This window comes from Pseudomonas sp. H1h, from assembly GCF_000633255.1.
Classification (GTDB): Bacteria; Pseudomonadota; Gammaproteobacteria; order Pseudomonadales; family Pseudomonadaceae; genus Aquipseudomonas.
Map to the genome: position 1 here is coordinate 46,231 of NZ_AYMJ01000028.1, position 22,659 is coordinate 68,889.

Consider the following 22,659-nt stretch of genomic DNA (forward strand, 5'->3'; position numbering starts at 1 on the left):
GCTTTAGCTGACGGTGCCGCCCCGGGCTTCACTCATGATCTGCCGGATCGCCCCGACAAAGGTGTCCACCGGCTGCCCACCCGTTACGGCGTACTGACCGTTGAACACCACGGTCGGCACCGAACTCACGCCGCGTTGCAGCCATAGTTGCTCTTCTTCGCGCACCTCATCGGCAAACTCGTCGGAGGCCAGTATCGCCGCCGCGCGCTGCCGATCCAGACCGATGCTTTCGGCAATCTGCGTGAGTTGTGCGTGATCAGACGGATTGCCGCCATCGGCGAAATAGGCCTTGAACAGCGCCTCCTTCAACGGCAACTGCAAACCTTCAAGCCCGGCCCAGTGCAGCAGGCGGTGTGCATCGAAGGTGTTGTAGATGCGGCTGTTGCCGTCGGTGCGAAAAGCGAAACCGACGTCGGCGCCACGGGCACGGATGGCTTCGCGGTTCTTCTGCGACTGCTCGGCGGTCGAGCCATATTTCTGCTGAATGTGCTCGGTGATGTTCTGCCCCTCGGGGCCCATCTTCGGGTTCAGTTCGAACGGCTGGAAATGAATCTCGGCCTGCACTTCATCGCGCAGGATCTCCAGCGCCTGCAGCAGACCGTACAAACCGACAACGCACCAGGGGCAGGACACGTCGCTGACAAAATCGATTTTCAGAGCGGAACTCATCACACACCTCGCAGACAGAAAACGTGCGGAAAAGTCTGCACGATACACCTGCCCGGCATTGCACTGACAGTCATGCCCCCTTCGCGAGCAAGCCCGCTCACACATTGGAATGCGGTGCCCCTGTGGGAGCGGGCTTGCTCGCGAAGAGGCCCGAATCAACACCGCCAAAACCACGCCTACAGCAGGTTACGGCTGGAAGGGAAATCGAACGGAAACGTCTGCGCGATACACCTGCCTGGTATTGCGCTGACAGTCATGCCCCCTTCGCGAGCAAGCCCGCTCCCACATTGGAATGCGGTGCCCTTGTGGGAGCGGGCTTGCTCGCGAAGTGGCCCGAACCAACACCGCCAAAACCACGCCTACAGCAGGTTACGGCTGGAAGGGAAATCGGGCGGAAAGATCTGCGCGATACACCTGCCTGGTATTGCGCTGACAGTGATGGCCCCTTCGCGAGCAAGTTCGCTCCCACATTGGAATGCGGTGCCCTTGTGGGAGCGGGCTTGCTCGCGAAGAGGCCCGAACCAACACCGCCAAAACCTCGCCTACAGCAGGTTACGGCTGGAAGGGAAATCGAACGCAAACGTCTGCGCGATACACCTGCCTGGTATTGCGCTGACAGTCATGCCCCCTTCGCGAGCAAGCCCGCTCCCACATTGAAATGCGGTGCCCTTGTGGGAGCGGGCTTGCTCGCGAAGAGGCCCGAATCAACACCGCCAAAACCTCGCCTACAGCAGGTTACGGCTGGAAGGGAAATCGAACGGAAACGTCTGCGCGATACACCTGCCTGGTATTGCGCTGACAGTCATGCCCCCTTCGCGAGCAAGCCCGCTCCCACATTGGAATGCGGTGCCCTTGTGGGAGCGGGCTTGCTCGCGAAGAGGCCCGAACCAACACCGCCAAAACCTCGCCTACTGCAGGCTACCGCTCGGACGGAAATCGGGCGGAAACGTCTGCGCGATGCACCTGCCCGGTATTGCGCTGACAGTGATGGCCCCTTCGCGAGCAAGCCCGCTCCCACATTGGAATGCGGTGCCCCTGTGGGAGCGGGCTTGCTCGCGAAGAGGCCCGAATCAACACCGCCAAGACCTCGCCTACAGCAGGTTACGGCTGGAAGGGAAATCGAACGGAAACGTCTGCGCGATTCACATGCCTGGTATTGCGCTGACAGTCATGCCCCCTTCGCGAGCAAGCCCGCTCCCACATTGGAATGCGGTGCCCTTGTGGGAGCGGGCTTGCTCGCGAAGAGGCCCGAACCAACACCGCCAAAACCTCGCCTACAGCAAGTTACCGCTTGCCACCGGTTCGATCTGCGCCCAGTGCGAGGTGTCTTCACGGTGCTGCTGCAGATACGGCAACACCGCCGCCAGCAATGGCGCCTTGAACGCCTCCTGAAAACGATGAGCCAGGCCCGGAATCAGTTTCAACTGACTGCCGCGAATATGCGCCGCCAGATGCACGCCGTGCATCACCGGCAGCAACGGATCGGCCGTGCCGTGCACCACCAGGGTCGGCACCCGCAACTGATTGAGCAACGCCACCCGACTCGGCTCGGCGAGGATCGCCATGATCTGGCGCTTCACACCTTCAGGGTTGAACGCCCGGTCATAGGCCGCCGCTGCCTGATGCAGCAACGCCTGTCGGTCATCAATGACCGCCGGACTGCCGAGTGCTGCCAATAGATCAGCCTGCTGCTCCAGCGCCACCTCGCGATTCGGCGCACCGCGTCGCGCCAGCAGTTGCACCAGCGCCGCACTCGGTGCCGGCAAGCCTTCGGCGCCGGAACTGGTCATGATCAGCGTCAGGCTCTCCACCCGTTGCGGTGCCATTGCTGCAAGGTGCTGGGCGATCATCCCGCCCATGCTCGCGCCCAGCACGTGGAACTGCTCGACGTGCAGCGCGTCCATCAGGCCCAGCGCGTCATCGGCCATGTCGGTCAGCGAATACGGCGCCGACACGGGCAGGCCGAGCTTGTAGCGCAGCACTTCAAAGGTCAGGTTGGCCTCGGCCGGCGCCTGGCGCCAGGTCGACAGGCCAACGTCACGGTTGTCGTAACGGATCACCCGGAAACCCTGCTGACACAACGCAACCACCACTTCGTCCGGCCAGTGGATCAACTGCCCGCCCAGCCCCATGACCAGCAACAGTGCCGGATCCGAAGCACGGCCGATGCTCTGGTACGCCAGGCTCACCTGCGCCAGATCGACCCGTTCGGTCGGTACATTGACGTCGCAACGCGAAGCCGCCATCGACGGCAGGCCGAACAGCAGCGCGGCCAACAGAAAAAATAAACGCATGGAAAAACACCGAAACGCAGAACCCCAGTAGAGCGCGAGTCTGATGAAGTTTGTTCAAGCGCGCTGCCACAGTTGCGTGACAGTTTAATGAAGATTGCCGAGCGGTCATTTTCCGTCAGCCGCAACCGTCCGTCGCAACTGTCATTTCTGTCAGTAGTGCGCACGCCGGCTTTTCGTTGCACTGAGACCAGGACACCACAATCAGTCCTGGAGGAAAGTTGATGAGAATCTGGATAGTTGCACTCGCACTGCTGCTCTCTGCTTGCAGCACCCCTCGGATGGAGGTCACTCAGGCAGTGCAGACGCGCTCGGCGGGCGGGGGCGGCCTCGGGGTCGAGGTCGCTGCCGAACTGCAAAAGCGCTATGACGAAACCATCAGAATGTGTAACGGCGCCCCCAGCCAGCCAGCCTTTCTCTGCTCCGGCCTGATGTTACGCGCCACCGATACCCCGAACGGTTTCCATGTCTGGGACCCGAGTCCCGGCGCCATCGAGCTGGGCGGAATGTCGTTCTCTTTTTTCCGCGCAGACGCCAGTTTCAAAAAAATGCCCTGGGACCGGAACAACGGCTACATCATTTACCCGGTATTGAAACGCCCGGTGGGTACTTTGCAAACCATGGTGCTGTGTGTGTTTCCCATCGACGGCGCGACATGGGGCCGGGATAAACCGGGCTGTGGTGCATCCGATGTTTACCCCGTCGTCAGTAGACGCTGCCAGTCCCAGAACATCACCACGGCCGAACAGTGGGTCCGCCACAGCTTCACCCCAACCGTCGATTATTTCCGCTATCAGTGCAGCTTCGATGTGCGCGACCAAATGAATGAACTCGCCGCCGACTCGTTTTATCAAGCCATTCGCGCGATCGCACTGAAGCCCGTCGGGCTGCCGGCGTTCAATGATTTCAGCGAACTCATCATCGAAACCTGGCGGACGGGGATCCCGGCACAACTGCCCATCGAAGCGTTCTTCTATGTAGATAACGGGCTGGACGTGGCGAAACATAACCAACGCGACTTCTACAACGAATCAAAAGGCAAAATCGTCCCGATCATAAAACTGACGATGCCGACCTCTACTCAGAAGGCGCGGTTTGAATTCCGACAACAAGATCAGGACGTCGCTGAGTCCCACTTGCCTTGATCACCCGAGGTCATTGCTGATCGCCCATGACTTGAGGTGGACACCCACCGAAACGAATGCGCGATCAAGCGATAACTATGTACCGCAAGGCGCTGTGACGGCTCGCTTCTAATGGCATGTATGCCCGGGATTTCCGGCCTGCATGCCTTTTGGAGCGTTGTCGCATGTCCCACGCACTGCCCCTTGTAACGGTCGATTTCGGCCTTGATCAACGGCTACAGCCAAACGTCGATCAAAATCTTCACCTATTGGCGACGGCTCGCTTGGACGACTGTCACCAGCAATGGCTGGAACTCATGGCCCATCACCCCCAGCAGCCCGAAAGCGCTTGGTGGGGTGCCCGCGCACCCGGCACTGCGTTGTCGCGTCGCGAGCATGCCCTGAGCCTCTATCACCTGCATTTCGAGGCCGCGATTCAATTGGCGGGGGCCGACGGCAAGCTCGACACCGCACAACGACACAGGCTGGCGCAACTTCTCACACCCTCGAACAAAATCGCGCAGGGCCTGCGGGTCGCACAACCGGTACTCAATCGTGTCGATAACAGCCGTCTGCGCTTGTACGGCACGTTGATGATCCAGCTGGAGGAAACGGTGCAGCTGCTGTATCTGCCCGCACACCCACAACCACTGATCCGCTTCGAGCAGCAGACCGATCTTGAACGCTGGCTGATTGACCAGCACCCAAATCCGCTACGCACCACCTCGCTGGACTTCATCGAATTCGGCGACGATCCGCTCAACCGGGGAGTTGAACCATTGATGTCCACGTCGGCAATCACCGGCGCCAACTGGACCGTGCTCGACACATTTTTCCCTGTCGCGCCCACTCTGCCGCAGAGTGCCGGACAAACCGTCAATGAGGTCGCGCCATTCGGCTTGCTGGTTGCCGACATTCCCCTGGATCTGCGTCGGCAAACGCTGGCGCTTGAACAGCACGCGCTCGACCGCTGGATGGGTGACAGCGAGCCAAACAGCGCGCAACGCCAGCAACTGGCGCAGCAGTTCGACGCGCTGAGCGAAGCCCGCCAAGCCGGTCATGATGCAGCCTCGGCACTGCTCGACAGCCGCGACCCGCTGAAAATGCTCGAACTGCGCCATGTCACAAATGTGCATTACCACGCCCTGCTGCAGGCTCGAATCGCGGGGCTGCGCATCGAGGTCGAACTGCAACGGCTACTCAATCACCTGACCGTCGAGGAGCACCGGCGAGTCATCGCGTTGCTGGATGCGCCCGAGCGCAACCCTCAGTTGGCCGACGGGGTGGTCGCACGGGTGTCGTTGTCGGCGGCAGACCAGGACCTTACCCACATCGAAGACCTGCATGGCGTGCTGGTCATCGCCGCGCCTTTGGCGCTGCAGCCAGGCTCGACCGAAAGCCTGCTGCTCTACTGGCCGGGTCAGTTCGGCGGACTGCAGCACTTCGATTCGCGTCTGGCGCTGGAGCAGAACCTGTTCAAGCGTTCGCCCAACGATCGCGAACTGGCCCTGCACCTGACGCCACTCAATGGCGACCCGCTCGCCTGGTCGCTTGATCAACAGCTCTATCAGTGCGAACAACAAGCCGCGCAGATCCTGCACGACAACCCGCTGCCCACGCATGCCCGCGAGCGCAACAGCGAAATCGAAAAGCTGCGCGAACAACACTTGCCGCGCCTCACGCTACCGCTCGCGCAGGCCCGTGAACGGGCATTTGCCGAGCGCCAGGAGCAAGACCACAGCGCCGCGCTGGCCGGCAACCTGCCCGCATGGTTCAACAACGTGGACGACGCGCACCGTACACGGATCAAAGCGCTGATCAGCCGCTACCTCGTCGCCATGCGCGGCGCCCATGCCTTGCTCGAACGCGAACTTCCACCGCGCCAGGCCTTCGCCGAAAAACGCCTCGATGCCCGATTGCGCACAGACTTCTCGCTGGGCACACGTGTGACCGTGAGCCTTGATCTGCCCGACTCAACGGTCTGGCAAAAAACCGTGATCGAGGGTGCAGCATCCGGCACACCGCAACGCAATATCCTGACGGCCAGTGCCAGGCGCAGCGACATCAGCCTCGAACAACTGGCCCAGGACAACATCGATCAGGACATGTGGTGGCGCCTGTCGTTCATGCAGGTCAAGGTCAGCGCCGGGGACGACGCCGATCGGCGGAACGTCGAGGCCGGGCTCAACCCGATCTACTTGCGCAAACTGGTGACGGAACTGGATCTGGCCGGACGTTACGAAATGCTGATTCGCCAGACGTTTTTCGGCACGCCGGCAGAACCTGCGTTCCAGCAGGCCTGGCGCCGCGAATGCTTGAGCGAGCCGTGGCGCCTGATGCTCAAGTTGCAAGGCGAGTTCGCCTGGCTGCAAGGGCACATCGACACGGCCGGCCATGACGTGCTGAAGATCGCTATCGACGCGGCAACACCTGAGGCTTATGCGGTCGATGACCAGCGCATCGCGCTGCTGCCGGCTCACCTGACGGTCGGCGGTGAAGACACCCTGCATCAGGGACCGAGCACGCTCACCGGCGTGACGTTCATTGTCGAACAGACCGCCGGCCTGACCCTGCTGTATCTGCCGGACAGCAGCGACGCCATTTTCCTGCGCCAGTACGAAACACTGGAACAGGCGCGTCTGGATCTGTTCAAGCGTTGCGTGGACAGCAAAATGGTCAACTATCTGGCCGGACGCGCCCTGAACGGCGACTTTGCCAGTCACGTCAGCCGGATCGACCAGGCGCAACTGCGCAACTTCGATGCCCTGATCGGCGTCGGGGCGGCGTGGCCCGCAACGACATCGCTGGCTGACCATCTGCTGAACGTGCACATGGGCCGGTTGCTGGAAGCCCATCGCAACAGTTCGCGTTCCAACGATGCGTTGTATCTGGAGCGCTGCGCCTTGAAGTCCGGCGCGCTGTTCAATTACCTGAAAATGGCCATCGGCATGCTGCCGTTCATCGGCACAGCAGCGGCCCTGTATGACGCCTGGAACAGCGCCAACCTGGCCGTGGCGGCATTCTTGCGAGGTGAGATCGGCCAGGGTCTGGCCGAGGTGGAGGCGGTGCTGCTGTCACTGATCGATGCAGCAATGGACGTGCTTCCGGGGACGGTCTCGGTCCCCGCAGCCGCACGTCTGGCAACCCGTAGTCGGCAACGTGCAGCACTGGGTAAAACAGCCGCACTGCCGACCTCCTGGCAATGGGCTCGACAGTCACTCGAGCGCTTCAAGGGCTACGAGTATGAATACGAAATTTCCCTGGCCGGCCTGCGCCCTGCCACCCACGGCGTGTACCGCAACGTCTACCGCCATGCCGATGGCGACTTCATCGTCCGTCAGGGCCGTATCTATCGTGTCCAGCTCAGCGATGCGCCACGCGGTTGGAGACTCTACGGCACGTGGATTCGCGGCTACAAACAGCCGATCGCCCTCGACGAAAGCGGCCAGTGGAACACTCACTACGCGGTGTTCGGCACCGTGATGGAGGGCGGCGGTGCAGGCGGTGGCGCCGTACTCGGGCATCTGGCCGACGGCATGGACCCGCTCTGGCCTGCCCCGATCCGCCAGTGGTTGCCGCGCTGGTGGACTGATCGGCAACTGCGCAGACAATTGACCCTGAGCAATACCGCCGACGCCTACATCCGGCGCCTCGATACCCAGACCCGCGCCACCAATCAGTTGCTGGAGCACTACCAGAAACTCGCTTTCACCGAGCGCAAGCCCTTGCAGGCAGCGGTCGACGCGGCGTGCGTCAATGACCTCGACATTGCCATCGCCCAGTACCAGAACCTGACCGAACTTCTGCCCCTGAGCCACGGCCGCAAACGTCTGCAAATCGAGGACATCCGGAGTCGCTGCGCCTGGATCGTGGTAGACCGCGCCATTCAGCGCATCAGCGTCGCCCGCGACCGCTTGCTCGACCACCTGAACCGGATCGACGATCTGGTCGCCGAATCCGACGCCACACGGTTTGACGACATCGCCACCCATATCCAGCTGATGGCTCGGCGCAAGCTGATACGCAAGGAATTCCTCAGCGAGTTCGATCACCTGCATGTGCTCACCGAGCAGGCCAACCTGTGGAATAACCGCATCACCATCCGCGCCCAGAAAGCCAAAATGGCAAAAGACATGACCGCCATCAACCGTGACCTCGGCCAAAGCACGCACGATTACCTCAGAACCGCGCACCTGCTGGAAATCATTACCCGTTACGACGCTGTCGCTGATCTGTCCTGGGTGTATTTCCATACCCAGATGAAAGGCGCGCGGGTCAAGGTCGGGCGTGCGCTGTTGACCCTGCATCACCTGTCCGAGGTTCACGCCAGTCTGGCCCAGCGCAATCGGGTGATCGAAGATTGCCTTGAGATCTATGCCGGTTTCCGGCGCCAGCTCAACGCCTGGACGCTTGGCTATGCGCAGCATCTGGATCAGGAGCAAATCGGCCTGTTTCTCGATGGTTTGACCAAGGTCGAAGAACAGGCACGCCATGCGATCAGACAACGTCCACCCATCAAGCCGAAAGAGCCTGGCGGCAGGCAACTGTTCGAAACCGAGGACAACCAGTTGCTGATCGGCACAGAGACAATCGATGCCGGCACTCGCCAGAGACGCTTCACCGTGGAAGGCCTCGATGGTTTTCGCGAAACCTGGCTACCGCGCTCCAGCGGCAAGTTTCATCTGCAAGTGCAATCGCCCCCTTCCACACCGTCGCTACCCACCGATGTTCGCCCGTTGCTGGTCGAAGCCAGGCAACGGCTCACCGCTGTCACGGCCTACAGCAACAAGGTGCAGGGATACGCCCGCCAGAACATGCTGCCGGTAGATCTGGAGCACATGCTTGGCAGCGAAGCCACGGAGTTGAGCACCCGCGCGCAAGCTATCGAGCGGCTGTCGCCGGCCGAGCCGGTGGTGCAGCAATTGCGCGACAAGGCGCGCGATATGCGGCGAGCGGGACGCACCTTGCGCATCGAGCAGTCACTGCGCAGCAAGACGCCCGGTGAAGGCTATCTGGACTATCTGCTGCAAGAGCAAGTGGTGGATATCCGCAAGGAAGGTTCGCTTCGGCCGCTTGGCAAACGCACTGACGGACGCAAGGACTTTCTCCAGGAATATGAGGTGCGCGACCTCACCGCCACCCCGCCAAACACGCTGTGGTACGCACACTTTCACTACACCTCGGACACCGTCCCGTTCCATGACTTCGTCAAAGCTCATCTGAAACTTCCAGCGCAGCGCAATCTAGGCCTGCAATGGCAGCAGGCCCAAGCCGCCAGCGGCGCTCAGGTCGAGGCGATCTGGCGTGGTGATATCGGAAAACCGCTGGGCATCCAGCATTTCGCCAACCTCTAAGACAGAAAAACGGTGGGGCACGCGAGGTGCCCCGCCACACCTTCAGCGGTCGACAGTCCCGCCAACATGAGACAAACTCACCGCCTTCGCCTCGATCACAAATTTTCTTCATGGAGCCATGCGGTGCTTGAAATCCGTCATCTGAAAACCCTGCATGCCCTGCGCGAAGCCGACAGCCTGGTCGACGCCGCCGACCGCCTGCACCTGACCCAATCGGCGTTGTCCCACCAGTTCAAGGAACTGGAGGAGCGCATGGGCATGCCGCTGTTTGTGCGCAAGACCAAACCGGTGCGCTTCACCAGTGCCGGCCTGCGCCTGCTGCAACTGGCGGACGCGACCCTGCCGCTGCTGCGCGCCGCTGAACGCGACATCAGCCGACTGGCCGGAGGCACCGCCGGACGCCTGCACATGGCGATCGAGTGCCACAGCTGTTTTCAGTGGCTGATGCCGACCATCGACCAGTTCCGCGACGCCTGGCCGGAAGTCGAGCTCGACCTGGCCTCGGGTTTCGCCTTCGCCCCGCTGCCAGCCCTGGCCCGTGGCGACCTGGACCTGGTCGTGACGTCCGACCCCTTGGAAATTGCCGGCATCACCTACGTGCCGCTGTTCACCTACGAAGCGATGCTCGCAGTCGCCAACCAGCACCCGCTGGCGAGCAAACCCTATATCGTCCCCGAGGACCTGCTGACTGAAACCCTGATCACCTATCCGGTGGAACGCGACCGGCTGGACATTTTCACCCGCTTCCTGGAGCCGGCCGACATCGAACCGGCGCAGGTTCGCACCTCGGAACTGTCGGTGATGATGATGCAACTGGTCGCCAGCGGCCGTGGCGTCTGCGGCATGCCGCACTGGGCGCTGCACGAATACAGCTCGCGCGGCTATGTGAAGGCCAAACGACTGGGCGAGAAGGGTCTGTTTGCCACGCTGTACGCAGCGATCCGCGCCGACATGCTGGATGCGCCGTACATGCGCGATTTCCTGCTGACGGCCAAGGACACGTCGTTCTCGACGCTGGATGGGGTCAGCGCCGTACGCTGACGCTGCAAAGCAAAAGATCGCAGCCTGCAGCAACGCCACCTTCACCTGTGGGAGCGGGCTTGCTCGCGAAAGCGTCAAGTCAGGCAAAAATGAGCTATCTGACACACCGCATTCGCGAGCAAGCCCACTCCCACAGGGGGTCAGTGTGAAATCAAAGTTGGCGCCACATGTGAATCTTGTCGAAGTAGTCTTCGCCTACCCGAACCGCGAGCGGCTCAAGCCCGAACTGGATGAAGCCGCAGCGCTGGTACAGGTTGAACGCGGCGTCGTTGCCGGCGGTGACGGTGAGCTGGATGACTTTCAGCGCAGGATGATTTTGCGCTTCGGCCAGGGCGGCCTGGACCAGTTCATGGCCCAGACCGCGCTGACGAAAATCGGCTGACACGTACATGCCGAACAGGGTGACCTTGTGGCGTGCCTTTTCCCGGGGCTCGAAGGCCAGGCCAACGATGCCGGCCAGCACTCCGGCCTCGAATGCTCCCAGTACCACATCGAGCCTGCTGGTCAGGCGCCCTTCCCACCAGCTCAACGGCATCACCGCGCGCTCGCGCACGCTTGAGGTGAACGCCTGTGGATGGCGATCGTAAGCCTCCAGCATCAATTCGCGGTAGGCCAGCGCGTGGCTGGCGTCGAGCCGCTCGACCCACATGTTCAGGCCGTCCTGCGTTGTTCAAGCATCAGGCGCACAGCCAGGGCACCGAGCACAAAGCCCATGAAGTAGCGCTGGATTGCCAGCCACGTCGGGTTGCGCACGAACCACGAGGCAATGCCTGCCGCAAACAACGCGATCAGCAGATTGACGCTGAAACTGACGCTGATCTGGGTCAGGCCGAGGATGATGCTCTGGGTGAACACCGAGCCGTGTTCGGGGGTGATGAACTGCGGAAACACCGAGAGGTAGAACACCGCGATTTTCGGGTTCAACGCGCTGGTGAGAAAACCCATGGTGATCAGTTTGCGCGACGAGTCCGGTGGCAATTGCTGCGCTTCGAATGGCGAGCGCGCACCGGGTTTGACCGCTTGCCAAGCCATCCACAGCAAGTACAGCGCGCCGGCCCACTTCAGCACCTCATAGGCCATCGGCACCGCCAGAAACACCGCGGTCAAGCCGGCAGCCGCGGCGAACATATGCACGAAGAATCCACTCACCACGCCGAGCAACGAGGTGACCCCGGCCTTGCGCCCCTGACAGATCGAACGCGAGATCAGGTAAATCATGTTCGGCCCCGGCGTCAGTACCATCAACAGCGCGGCGGCAGCAAAAATCAGCAGGTCTTGAAGCGGGATCATGGATGACGTCCTGTGCGTGGATGATCAGGCGGTTTCGCTGAGCGAGGCTCGATAAAACGGCAGGATCAGGTCGCGTGTCAATGGCGCCAGCACCAGACCACCGTCAGTGGCCGGATCGATCCAGAGCACTTCCTCGATTTCGGCAGCCGGAGTCACATCGGTGTCGATAGTCAGTTGAAAGATCTGGGCCTGAACAACAAACCCCGGCTCGTTGGCGGCGGGCGCCGAGAACTGACCGAGAAAAGACGCCTGCGCCGGATCGATCTGCAGGCCCAACTCTTCCTCCAGCTCACGGGCCAGCGCGTGCACCGGCAACTCATGCGCTTCGATCTTGCCGCCCGGTTGCATGAACGCCGTGGTGCCGCGCTTGCGCACCAGCAGGGTCTGGCCTTCAGTGTTGAGCAACAAGGCGGCGGCAATACGGATGAGGCGTGGAGATACAACGGATGCAGAGGTCATGGGGCAGCCACCGTCCTGGAAAAGCCGCAAGGATCCCATGCCTGCCCAATGCCGTCACCTCACAGATCATTCCCCCAGGGCCTTGAGCGCGGCTTCAACCTCCTCCGGCACCTTGACGAAGTGGAAGTCGCAGACCCCGGCGCGGGGATCGCGCCGGCCCGCGGCCTGAAGACGCCTCAGGTCGCTTCCTGGAAATCCATCTCCGGCGGCTGACGACGAAAGCCGCCGGTAAGTACCGCCAGATACACCACGCCCACCGCCAGCCAGCTCAGGCCCAGATACACCGCCAGGTGATCCAGGCTGACCATCAGCCACAAGTCCGCCACCAGCCCGATAAACGGACACACCAGAAACAGCAGCAGTTCGCGCGGGCCTTTTTTCTCGCCACCGATCCAGTAATGGAAGATCACCGACAGGTTGACCAGGCTGAACGCCAGGAATGCGCCGAAGTTGATGAACGAAGTGGACGTGGTCACGTCAAGTTTCAGGGCCAGCAACGCCACCACCGCACACAGCAGAATGCTGTTGACCGGTGTACCGAAGCGCGCGTGCAAGGTGCCGAAAAACGACTTGGGCAACACGCCGTCGCGGCCCATGGCAAATAGCAGGCGTGAGCCGCTGGCCTGAGCGGACAACCCCGAGGCGAACTGGCCGACGATCAGGCCGATGAGGAAGATCGAGACGAACAGATCGCCGCCGATATTGCGCGCAATTTCATAGGCCGCCGAGTCGACGCTGTCGAACTGGAACGACGGGTGCGCGATCTGCACAAAGTACGACACACCGACGAAGATCAGACCGCCGATCAGCGTGATCAACATGATCGCCCGCGGGATGGTGCGGCGCGGGTCGCGGGTTTCCTCGGTCAACGTACTCACGGCGTCGAAACCGAGGAACGAATAGCAGGCAATCGCCGCGCCGCTCATGATCAGCGGCATCTGCATGTCGCCGTTGAAGAACGGTTTGATCGACCACAGCGGCGTACTCGCATCGCCCCCCACGTAGTGCACGCACAAGGTGACGAAAGCGATCAGCACCAGAAACTGCACCAGCATCAGCAAGGCGTTGATGCCGTTGGCCAGTTTCAGGCCAATGATGTTGATCGCACTGGTGATTCCAATGAACGCCAGCACCCAGATCCACTGCGCAATCGAGGGGAACGCCGACCCCAGGTACGCCGCGCCGATCAGCCAGATCGCCATCGGCAGAAACAGGTAATCGAGCAGCACCGCCCAACCGGCGATGAAGCCAAGTTTAGGGCTGATCGCCTTGCGCACGTAGCTGTAGGCGGAACCGGCGACCGGGAACGCGGCGGCCATGCGTCCGTAGCTCATGGCAGTGAAGAACATCGCCACCAGTGCTGCCAGATACGCGGCCGGGACCATGCCGGCGGTGGATTGAGCGAGGATGCCGAAGGTGCCGAGGACAATGATCGGCGTCATGTAGGCGATGCCGAACAGCACCACCGACCCTAATGACAGGGTGCGTTGCAAACGAGCCATGAGCGACTTACTCCGAATTTTATTGGATTTATGGCAGAGCCGAGTTCGGCGAATGTTTCGGGTGTGGCTTTGTTGTTTTTGGATCAAACAGGTGTGTTGTCTGGGCGGGCCCTATCGCGAGCAGGCTCACTCCTAAAGGGTGTACGCGGTGGATGCAGGAGTGAGCCTGCTCGCGATAGGGCCGGTACAGTCGATGAAAAAAATCGGATCAGCGCGAAGGAATCAGCAACTCGTGCAAACCACCAGCGTGCTCCAGCACCTCCCCCGGCAGCTTCAAGCGCTGGTCATCCAGATAGCGGTAATCCTTGCGCGCGATCTCCAGTTGAGCGAAATCCAGCTCGACGCTGAACTGCCCTTCTTCACGCCCGGCCTCGAACAGCAACGTCCCCAGCGGATCGACCAGCGCACTGCCGCCGGCGAACATCAAGCCGTCATCCCCGGCCTCGACGCGGTTGACCATCAGCGCGAACGCCTGATTCTCCTGGGCGCGGGCCATGATCGCGGTACGGTGGGTCGGCGCGTACGGGTCCATGTTGCCGTTGGTCACGATCAGCAACTCGGCGCCCAGTTGCGCCAACGCACGGGCGGACTCGGGGAATTCGATGTCGTAGCAAATCAACAAGCCAACGCGCACCCCGTTCCACAGACACGTGGCATAGCGGTCGCCGGCCTCGAACACGCCGCGATCCGATGCCCAGAGGTGGGTCTTGCGATATTTCAGGGCAATGCCCTCGGGGGTGATCAGCAGCGTGGTGTTGTAGAAGCGCCCGTTGTCGTTTTCGGCCATGCCGATCACCACGCCGATGTTGCGCTGACGGGCGGCGGCCAGCACTGCGCCGACGGTCGGGCCATCCGTCGGCTCGGCGATCTGCGCCACAGTGTCGGCGGTCGGGAAGCCCATCAGGTGGGTTTCCGGGAACACGATCAATTGCGTGTCGGCAGCACACGCCGCAATCGCCGCGAGGGCGCGTTCGAGGTTGTACGCGGTGCCATTGTCACGGCCCGCCAGTTGGGCGAGTTCGACTTTCATGAAGATTCCTTGTGATGAGCATCGGGCGCTGAAAGATTGCCCGGTGGCTGTCTGTGGGCCAGTATGCGCAGCAAGCAACCGGTCAGGGAATCACGCGGCCGGGGTAACCCGATAGGGGTAGATCCATGACCGTTTCGTTTGATGACATCACCTGGCACCGCGCCGTCGGCCAACTGATCGACGCGCTCGACAAGCCCAATTTCTGGGCGCAACTGGTGCGATTGCTCGACCAGTACGTGGCGTTCGATAGCTGGGTGGCGCTGCTGTTCAGCGCCGATCAGCACCCGCAGGTCTTCGCCGAATGCCCTGGCGAGGACGGCAGTCCCGACCAACTGTTTCAGGATTATCTGCGCGGGTTGTACCTGCTCGACCCGTTCTACATCGCCTGCCGCGAGCAGTCGCGCACCGGGTTGTACCGCCTGTCCGAGGTGGCGCCGGAGCATTTCGAGCTGACCGAGTATTACCAGCGATACTTTCGTCTGAATGTGGTCGCCGACGAAATCCAGTTCAATTGCCAGCTCGAAGGCGAACGCACGCTGTGCCTGTCGCTGGGCAGTGAAAAACGTTTCACTGGCGAACAGATCGCTTTGCTGTCTTTGATCCAGCCGTGGGTGCTGGGCCTGTTGCGCCAGCGCCTGCCGTACGAGATCAACGAAACCGTAGCCCTCGCTGCTGCGCCTGCACCGGCCGACTGGCGGGTGCAACTGGAAGCGTCGGTGCAGCAACTCAAGGGCGCGCAACTGACCGCCCGGGAGCTGGATGTCGGGCGTTTGATGCTCAGCGGTTGCTCCAGTAAAGAAATCGCCCGTAAGCTGGAAATCTCCGTAGAAACCGTGAAAGTCCATAAGAAACACATGTACAGCAAGCTGGGAATCAAATCCCAGTCGGAGCTGTTTTCGATTTTTCTCCAGGCACAAAATGCCTGACTGCAACGTGGAACAGCTTTTGTGGGAGCGGGCTTGCTCGCGAAGAGCCCATCACTTCCAACATGAGGTCATCTGGCACAGCGCTTTCGTCGGATCGCCGTCCGGAGCAAGCCCGCTCCCGCAGGGGTCCTGCGTTGCTGAATTTATTGAGTCCGAACCCAAGGAAACCGTATGAGCCTGTCACTCCTGAGCCGCTACGCCTTCTTTGCCGTCTGCGTGATTTTCACCCTCGCCAGCCTGCCCTTTCTCGACCACGACTGGCTGTGGCCGATCACCGCCGTCACCGGTGTGCTGAGCCTGCTCGGTCTGTTCGACCTGATGCAGAGCCCGCACGCAGTGCGCCGCAACTACCCGATCCTGGGCAACATCCGCTATCTGGTCGAAGGCATCCGCCCGGAAATCCGCCAGTACCTGCTCGAATCCGACAGCGATGCCCTGCCCTTCTCCCGTGCCCAACGCTCACTGGTGTACTCGCGAGCGAAGAATGAAAGCGCCGACAAACCGTTCGGCACGCTGATCGACGTGTATCAGTCGGGCTTCGAATTCATCGGCCACTCGATGCGCCCGGCGCCATTGAGCGACCCGAACAGTTTTCGCGTCACCGTCGGCGGCCCGCAGTGCACCCAGCCGTATTCGGCGTCGGTGTTCAACATCTCGGCGATGAGCTTCGGCTCGCTCAGCGCCAATGCCATTCGCGCGTTGAACCAGGGCGCCAAGCTCGGCAACTTCGCCCATGACACCGGCGAAGGCAGCATCAGTCCGTATCACCGCGAAAACGGCGGCGACCTGACCTGGGAGCTGGGCAGCGGCTACTTCGGCTGCCGCACCAGCGACGGCCGTTTCGACCCGGAACGCTTCGCCGCCCAGGCGCAGACTCCGCAAGTGCGGATGATCGAAATCAAGATGAGCCAGGGTGCCAAACCCGGCCATGGCGGGATTCTGCCCAAGCACAAAGTCACCCGGGAAATCGCTGACACCCGCGGCATCCTGATGGGCGAAGACTGCATCTCGCCGTCACGCCACAGCGCCTTTTCCACACCGATCGAGATGATGCATTTCATCCAGCAACTGCGTGAACTGTCCGGCGGCAAGCCGGTGGGCTTCAAGTTCTGCCTTGGTCATCCGTGGGAATTCATGGGCATCGCCAAGGCCATGCTGGAAACCGGCATCCTGCCGGACTTCATCGTGGTCGATGGCAAGGAAGGTGGCACCGGCGCTGCGCCCGTGGAATTCACCGACCACATCGGCGTGCCGATGCGCGAAGGCCTGCTGTTTGTCCATAACACCCTGGTCGGTCTGAACCTGCGCGACAAGATCAAGCTCGGCGCCAGCGGCAAGATCGTCAGCGCCTTCGACATCGCCAGCGTGCTGGCCATCGGCGCCGACTGGGCCAATTCGGCGCGCGGTTTCATGTTCGCCATCGGCTGCATACAGTCGCAAAGCTGCCACACCAACAAATGCCCGACCGGCGTCGCCACCCAGGACGCCCTGCGCCAGCGCGCCCTCGTCGTCCCGGACAAGGCCCAACGCGTCTACAACTTCCACCGCAACACGCTCAAGGCGCTGGCGGAGATGTTGGCGGCGGCCGGCCTTGAGCATCCGTCGCAACTGTCGGCCAAACACCTGGTACGGCGCATGTCAGCCACCGAGATCAAACTGTTCTCGCAGTTGCATGTGTTTCTGAAACCGGGGGAACTGCTCACTGGGGAAGTGAACGGCGAGTTCTATTCGCGGATGTGGCAAATGGCGCGGGCGGACAGTTTTGAGCCGCAGGAGATAGCGGCAGCTTAAGCATGGACTTTGTGCCGCCCCGTGCTGGGGCCGGCACTGATTCTGGAGTAAACAGGTACGCTGAAATATCCCCCCCATACAAGGTGAGCGAAGGCGCCCGATCTTTCGCGAAAAGCGGTCTGTCTACAGACAGGTCACTGTCCGTAATCCACCAGATTCTTTGGCTGCGACAGTCCAGAAATGTCACGCCATCCAAATAGCTGCTAGCGACCGGATCATTGATCAGGCTAAAGGCGCCACGGCGGGTGGAGCGCAAAAAATCATCTATCGAAGAATGGACTTCAAATTTTGGATTAATTGAAGTGTTGCTGTAATAGGCAAATGTCGGAAACCAGAAAGGATTGGACATGATGATCTCATCCTTCGGGCGAACCACTTGATTTAACTGCAATATCAATTGGGAGAACCCCGACTTTCTGCGCTGATCCGTTCCATTCAATCCATCGGTTTGCCGATATATTTCGGTCAGACCACACAATTGCCCAACGATGAAAAACACTAATGCCGCATTGGCCCACAGCGGCCAGCGTCGGAACAAAACATCCAGCGCCATACCTGTAATCATCGCCAAAGCAGGTGCTGTAAACACCAGATATCGCGGTACAAATGACGGAAGAAACAGGGCAGTCAGATAAAGAGCTGTCACCGGAACGAAGAAGTAGCCGACCAGCAATACACGGAATCGCCGCTCACCCGAGTTGCCCACAACGGCAATACATGCGCACAGCAGCATTAACGCAAAGGGCAACAACTGCGAAACCGACTGCTTCGAAGAGTCATCGCCCATCACGGTGAACTGCCAGACGAGACTCAAAGCACCCTGAAGAGTCACAGGCTTGATCCAACCCAGAGTGGTCGTATCCGCAAGCTGGTTGAGCAAAGAAGGAACCCAGGGCAAATACCAGAACACAACAGCGCTGTTAGCAATCAACCAGCGATCAGCCGCAATGGCTGTTCCGTTACCGGTCACTCGGCTCTGCCACCAGAACAACCAATGCACCAGTACACATAGCCCTGCAAAGTAATGGGTATAAAACGCAGCAGTCATGAGCAGTACATAAACCACCGCGTAGCGTTTTTGCTCTGGCGCCCTCGCCCAACACACCAGTGCCACGGTGGCACTCATCAGCAAGAAACCAAGCAGGGCGTACATCCTGACTTCCTGGCTATAACGCACAGAAATCGGCAGCAGCGCCAACAGCAACGCGGCGATCCAGGTGGCCCGACGGGTTGCAATCAGGCTCATCAGCTTGATGCAAAGCAACAACGTGCCGACATCTGCCAGCACACTGAATGCACGAGCCGCCAATGGAGAGTCGCCCCACACGATCCCCCAATAATGCAGCAATACATAGTAGAGCGGCGGATGCACATCCAGCGCAGTCATTGCCCAGATGCGTGTAGGCGTTTCTCGCGCCAGCAGCAGACTGTAGGCCTCGTCATACCAGATAACCGGAACGGTGATTGAGTAGAACCGCACGCCCAGCGCAATCACCAGAACGGCCAGCAGGGCGAGCCGATCGACGCTCGCTGGCACACGCGCGGCATTGAGAAAAGGAACGGCCAACAAGGGTTTCATGATCGTTGGCTGCGAAACAGCACGAAGTGGAAAAAGCAGTAGCCCAACGTCAGGTTGAGCGCGGAGAACGCCGTCACCGTCAGCAAGCCATGCCAGCTACGCGAATCGGCAACCGAGCCGACACCAAAGCTCGCCCCCCCCATCAGACAGATAAACAGCAGGTAGCCGAACACCGACGTCTTGCTGTCGAATGTGTAGAGCATGTTCACGTAGAACGAGAACGCCGTCGCCACGCAGAAAGCGGCAAAGTTACTGGCGGCCTGGGTCAGTCCGACAGCGCTGCACAGAACGAAAAACACCTGCCAGTGGATAAGTGCATCGGCCACTCCAATCACTGTCAGCGCAGGAAATCCTTTCATTGCAGTTCCTTGCCATGGCTTCGTCCGGCTGACTTTCGAAACTAGGGCATGGCACGTGAGCGGTCTACTGTCAGAAATTACAGGTGGGGGGGTGGATTACGACGGGTGGTAAGTCTTACCACTGCAGCAACCTGCCGTGCGGCGGTTCTTTCATGACGATGAAAGCGTAATCGCCAATCAGATAAATCCGGTAATACAGGCTGTCCACCAACGCGGGGAAACCCTGATAGCCGACGTGGGTGGCATTGCGTCGTTCGCGCTCGACGACCACGTTGGTGATGCCCGCTGACGGCAGGTTTTCCGCGAGGACGAAGTAATCGACGTTGAGCAGATAGTGGAGGACCGGCAACCGTTTGAACGAACCGGCCGCGCTGACCAGCCAGCGATCGGAGTAGGTTACCGACAGGTAAATCCGCTTGGCCTCGCGCAGCTCGCGATGCTCGGCAATGTCGTGGCTCAGGCTGTACAGCGCGCTGTCGGTGAAGGTTTTTTGCAGGGTCAGCACCCGGCCATACGCAAAGGACAGCGAGAGTGTCGCCAGCAGCGGGATCAGCAGCAGCAGCGGCAATCGACGGTGCCCCGATGCCAACGCCAGTTGCGCCAGATAGAACAACCCGACCAGCAACACGCCGAACTCCATCAGGGTCCGCGCACCTTCATTGAAATCACGAAACAGCAGCGTGATTCCCGGCACCAGCAATATCAGCACCGGCAACGTGATCAAGCACGCCAGCAGGGTTTGCCAAAGCGGCTGCCGCCCAGACCGTGCAAGCCGCACGCAACCCATGAGCGCGCACAACACCAGTGCGGCGAACACCCACGGGTAGCCGCCGTGAAACAACAGCGCGACTTTTCCCGCTATGCGCTCAAGGTTGATGCCGATCTGCAGCAGTGGCTGGGCGTCGCGGGTCAGCAGTTCGGTTTTGCGCAACGTGTCCATGAACGGATAGGCCGTGACGCTGTAGATCAGAATGCCCAGGCCCAATTGCGCGAATTTCCAGCCCAGCATCTGCAGGATCTCCGGCCATCGGGTTGGCCGGTGAACGGCCCTGAGCAGTTCCACACAACACAGGCCGACAAATACATTGAGGCTGATCTGATAAAGACCGATCGCCAACGCCAACAGCGCCGACGGCACCAGCCAGCGCTGTATCCGTGACGCGCCCTCGAACGTGATCGCGTAGATCACCGCGACCATGCTCAGGACCATGATCGGGCCGTCGTATTGATAGGACAGGTTTTGCAGCAGGAACGGGTTGTACCAAAGCGGCAACGGCACCAGACAACAGGCCAGCGTCGGTTCGGCGAAGTAGTGAACAGTCAGGCGGCTCAGCGCCAGACTCATCCCCACAGTGGCCAGCAGCAACGGCAAGGGAAAAATATTCGGTGCGGCGCCGGTGAAGGTCAGCGCCTGATAGAACCAGTCGGCAAACAATCGCCCCTGCCCGGCCCAAGCGTTACCGGCCGCCAGCGTGCGCCAGTTGTCGTCGATGTACGGGAAGTCGGCGAGGATCAGTGGCAAGACGTACAGCAGTGTTGCGAACAGGAAGAACAGCACGACCTGCCGCTGGCTGCGCTCTCGTTCAAGAAATGCGCTGGTCCTCATGTCTGCGCCTCTGTTCACGGCTGCGCGAGATTGCAAAGTGATACAGGTTTGAGCCTTGCAGCGGGCTTTGTATCGCGCTTTCAGACCGGCGGTTAATACACGGGTGACGCCCATGAAAAAGCCCCGGACCATTGGCCGGGGCTTCGTTGTTGCCGCGCGCTCGACTTACGACATTGAACGTACCGCGCCCTGCGATTCACCGGTCGGTTGCAGCTTGAACACGTAGAACAACACGGTCAGCAGCACCAGGAACACCGGCCCCACATACAACGCCACGCGAGTATCCGGGAAGTAGGCCATCAAGCCGACCACCAGCACCAGGAACGCCAGCGCACAGTACGAGCTGACCGGGTACAGCCACATCTTGTACTTCAGGCCGGCACGTTCGCTGGCGCTCAGGCCTTTGCGGAATTTCAGTTGTGCCAGCAGGATCATCACCCAGGTCCAGATCGCGCCGAAGGTGGCAATCGACGTCACCCAGACGAAGACTTTCTCAGGTACCAGGTAGTTGAGCAGCACGCCGATCAGCAAGGCGAAAATCGACAGCAGCAGCGCGCGACGTGGCACGCCATTGGACGTCTTGGCGAAACCGGCCGGGGCCTGGCCGTTCTGCGCCAGGCTGTAGAGCATGCGTCCGGTGCTGAAGATGCCGCCGTTGCACGACGACAGGGCCGCGGTGATCACCACGAAATTGATGATGCCGGCGGCAGTCTTGATGCCCAGACGCTCGAAGGTCATCACGAACGGACTGCCCTGGGTGCCAATCTCGTTCCACGGGTAGATCGACAGGATCACGAACAATGCGCCAACGTAGAACAGCAGAATGCGCCAGAACACCGAGCCGATTGCATCGGGAATGGTCTTCTGCGGGTTCTTCGCTTCACCCGCGGTCAGGCCGATCATCTCGACACCGAGGTAGGCGAACATCACCATTTGCAGCGACATCAGCACACCGGTCACACCGTTGGGCATGAAGCCGCCGTGCGCCCACAGGTTGGAAATCCCCAGCGCGACGCCGTCGTTGCCGAAACCGAACGCGATGATGCCGACGCCACCGATCACCATTGCGATGATGGTGACGATCTTGATCAGGGCGAACCAGAATTCGAATTCGCCGAAGGCTTTCACCGCGATCAGGTTGATCGAGCCCATGCTGATCAGTGCCGCGAGCGCCCAGATCCAGCGCGGTACGTCGGGGAACCAGATGCCCATGTACACGGCGACGGCGGTGATTTCCGCTACGCAGGTCACCAGCCACAGGAACCAGTAGTTCCAGCCGGTGAGAAAGCCCGCCAGCGGGCCGAGGTAGTCCTGGGCGTAGCGGCTGAACGAGCCGGCCACCGGGTTGTGCACGGCCATTTCACCGAGGGCACGCATGATCACCAGGATCGCCAGACCGCCGAGAATGTAGGACAGCATGATGGCCGGACCGGCCATTTCAATGGCCTTGGCCGAACCCAGGAACAGGCCGACGCCGATACAGGCGCCGAGCGCCATCAGGCGAATATGCCGTTCACCGAGTTCGCGTTTGAGCGGGCCGCCGTGAGCGGTCTCGCCATGGGGCAGGTGATTGCCGACTGGCATAGGGATACAACCTCGTCTTGTTATTGGATATGACCACCGAGTGTCGAAGCCTCG

At 60.8% G+C, this 22,659-nt stretch carries 16 protein-coding genes; 5 read left to right on the top strand and 11 right to left on the bottom strand.

What is annotated here, in order from left to right; all coding sequences use genetic code 11:
- Nucleotides 1–3 precede the first annotated feature (3 nt).
- The gene (locus U862_RS0122090) at nucleotides 4–669 is read right to left on the bottom strand and encodes a DsbA family oxidoreductase (protein ID WP_025112407.1); all 666 of its coding nucleotides are present in this window, start codon (nucleotides 667–669) and stop codon (nucleotides 4–6) included.
- A gap of 1,274 nt (nucleotides 670–1,943) precedes the next feature.
- Entirely contained in the window at nucleotides 1,944–2,963 is a 1,020-nt protein-coding gene (locus U862_RS0122095) for an alpha/beta fold hydrolase (protein ID WP_025112408.1), read from the bottom strand.
- 221 nt (nucleotides 2,964–3,184) lie between these two features.
- Here U862_RS0122095 and U862_RS0122100 point away from each other — a divergent pair, with 221 nt between their 5' ends.
- The 3 genes from U862_RS0122100 to metR all read left to right on the top strand — a co-directional run bounded on the left by U862_RS0122100 (nucleotide 3,185) and on the right by metR (nucleotide 10,479).
- Nucleotides 3,185–4,105, top strand: a complete 921-nt coding sequence (locus U862_RS0122100; RefSeq protein ID WP_049828035.1) for a hypothetical protein — start codon at nucleotides 3,185–3,187, stop codon at nucleotides 4,103–4,105.
- Nucleotides 4,106–4,401: 296 nt separating this feature from the next.
- Complete coding sequence (locus U862_RS0122105) at nucleotides 4,402–9,438, top strand: dermonecrotic toxin domain-containing protein (RefSeq protein WP_371262585.1); 5,037 nt, start codon at nucleotides 4,402–4,404, stop codon at nucleotides 9,436–9,438.
- A gap of 123 nt (nucleotides 9,439–9,561) precedes the next feature.
- Complete coding sequence (gene metR, locus U862_RS0122110; RefSeq protein ID WP_025112411.1) at nucleotides 9,562–10,479, top strand: transcriptional regulator MetR; 918 nt, start codon at nucleotides 9,562–9,564, stop codon at nucleotides 10,477–10,479.
- A gap of 151 nt (nucleotides 10,480–10,630) precedes the next feature.
- Here metR and U862_RS0122115 read toward each other — a convergent pair whose 3' ends face one another.
- From U862_RS0122115 to U862_RS0122135, 5 genes are all read right to left on the bottom strand, one after another.
- A complete protein-coding gene (locus U862_RS0122115; RefSeq protein ID WP_025112412.1) occupies nucleotides 10,631–11,128 on the bottom strand; it encodes a GNAT family N-acetyltransferase in 498 nt (165 codons plus the stop codon).
- A gap of 2 nt (nucleotides 11,129–11,130) precedes the next feature.
- Nucleotides 11,131–11,769, bottom strand: coding sequence for a LysE family translocator (locus tag U862_RS0122120; protein ID WP_025112413.1), 639 nt, complete (start codon nucleotides 11,767–11,769; stop codon nucleotides 11,131–11,133).
- A gap of 24 nt (nucleotides 11,770–11,793) precedes the next feature.
- Nucleotides 11,794–12,228 carry an NUDIX domain-containing protein gene (locus U862_RS0122125; RefSeq protein WP_025112414.1) on the bottom strand — a complete coding sequence of 145 codons (435 nt, stop codon included), beginning with the start codon at nucleotides 12,226–12,228 and terminating at the stop codon, nucleotides 11,794–11,796.
- Between the two features lie 176 nt (nucleotides 12,229–12,404).
- Nucleotides 12,405–13,730: an APC family permease gene (locus U862_RS0122130; RefSeq protein ID WP_025112415.1), complete on the bottom strand. Its 1,326-nt coding sequence runs from the start codon at nucleotides 13,728–13,730 to the stop codon at nucleotides 12,405–12,407.
- A 208-nt stretch (nucleotides 13,731–13,938) separates the two neighbouring features.
- On the bottom strand, nucleotides 13,939–14,760 hold the full coding sequence (locus tag U862_RS0122135; RefSeq protein ID WP_025112416.1) for a carbon-nitrogen hydrolase family protein: 822 nt from the start codon (nucleotides 14,758–14,760) through the stop codon (nucleotides 13,939–13,941).
- Nucleotides 14,761–14,885: 125 nt separating this feature from the next.
- On the opposite strand from U862_RS0122135, the gene U862_RS0122140 reads away from it, so the two are divergent.
- Nucleotides 14,886–15,686, top strand: a complete 801-nt coding sequence (locus U862_RS0122140; RefSeq protein ID WP_025112417.1) for a LuxR C-terminal-related transcriptional regulator — start codon at nucleotides 14,886–14,888, stop codon at nucleotides 15,684–15,686.
- A 171-nt stretch (nucleotides 15,687–15,857) separates the two neighbouring features.
- Nucleotides 15,858–17,477, top strand: coding sequence for an FMN-binding glutamate synthase family protein (locus U862_RS0122145; protein ID WP_025112418.1), 1,620 nt, complete (start codon nucleotides 15,858–15,860; stop codon nucleotides 17,475–17,477).
- Here U862_RS0122145 and U862_RS29785 read toward each other — a convergent pair.
- From U862_RS29785 to U862_RS0122160, 4 genes are all read right to left on the bottom strand, one after another.
- A complete protein-coding gene (locus tag U862_RS29785) occupies nucleotides 17,386–19,056 on the bottom strand; it encodes a glycosyltransferase family 39 protein (RefSeq protein ID WP_081794905.1) in 1,671 nt (556 codons plus the stop codon). The two genes, U862_RS0122145 and U862_RS29785, sit on opposite strands and share 92 nt — an antisense overlap.
- Nucleotides 19,053–19,415 carry a GtrA family protein gene (locus U862_RS0122150; protein ID WP_025112419.1) on the bottom strand — a complete coding sequence of 121 codons (363 nt, stop codon included), beginning with the start codon at nucleotides 19,413–19,415 and terminating at the stop codon, nucleotides 19,053–19,055. Before U862_RS0122150 ends, U862_RS29785 begins: the two co-directional genes overlap by 4 nt.
- Nucleotides 19,416–19,530: 115 nt before the next feature.
- Nucleotides 19,531–21,021 (bottom strand): glucosyltransferase domain-containing protein, encoded by a 1,491-nt coding sequence (locus U862_RS0122155; RefSeq protein WP_025112420.1) that lies wholly within the window; start codon nucleotides 21,019–21,021, stop codon nucleotides 19,531–19,533.
- A gap of 165 nt (nucleotides 21,022–21,186) precedes the next feature.
- Nucleotides 21,187–22,605, bottom strand: coding sequence for an amino acid permease (locus tag U862_RS0122160; RefSeq protein WP_025112421.1), 1,419 nt, complete (start codon nucleotides 22,603–22,605; stop codon nucleotides 21,187–21,189).
- Nucleotides 22,606–22,659: the final 54 nt, after the last annotated feature.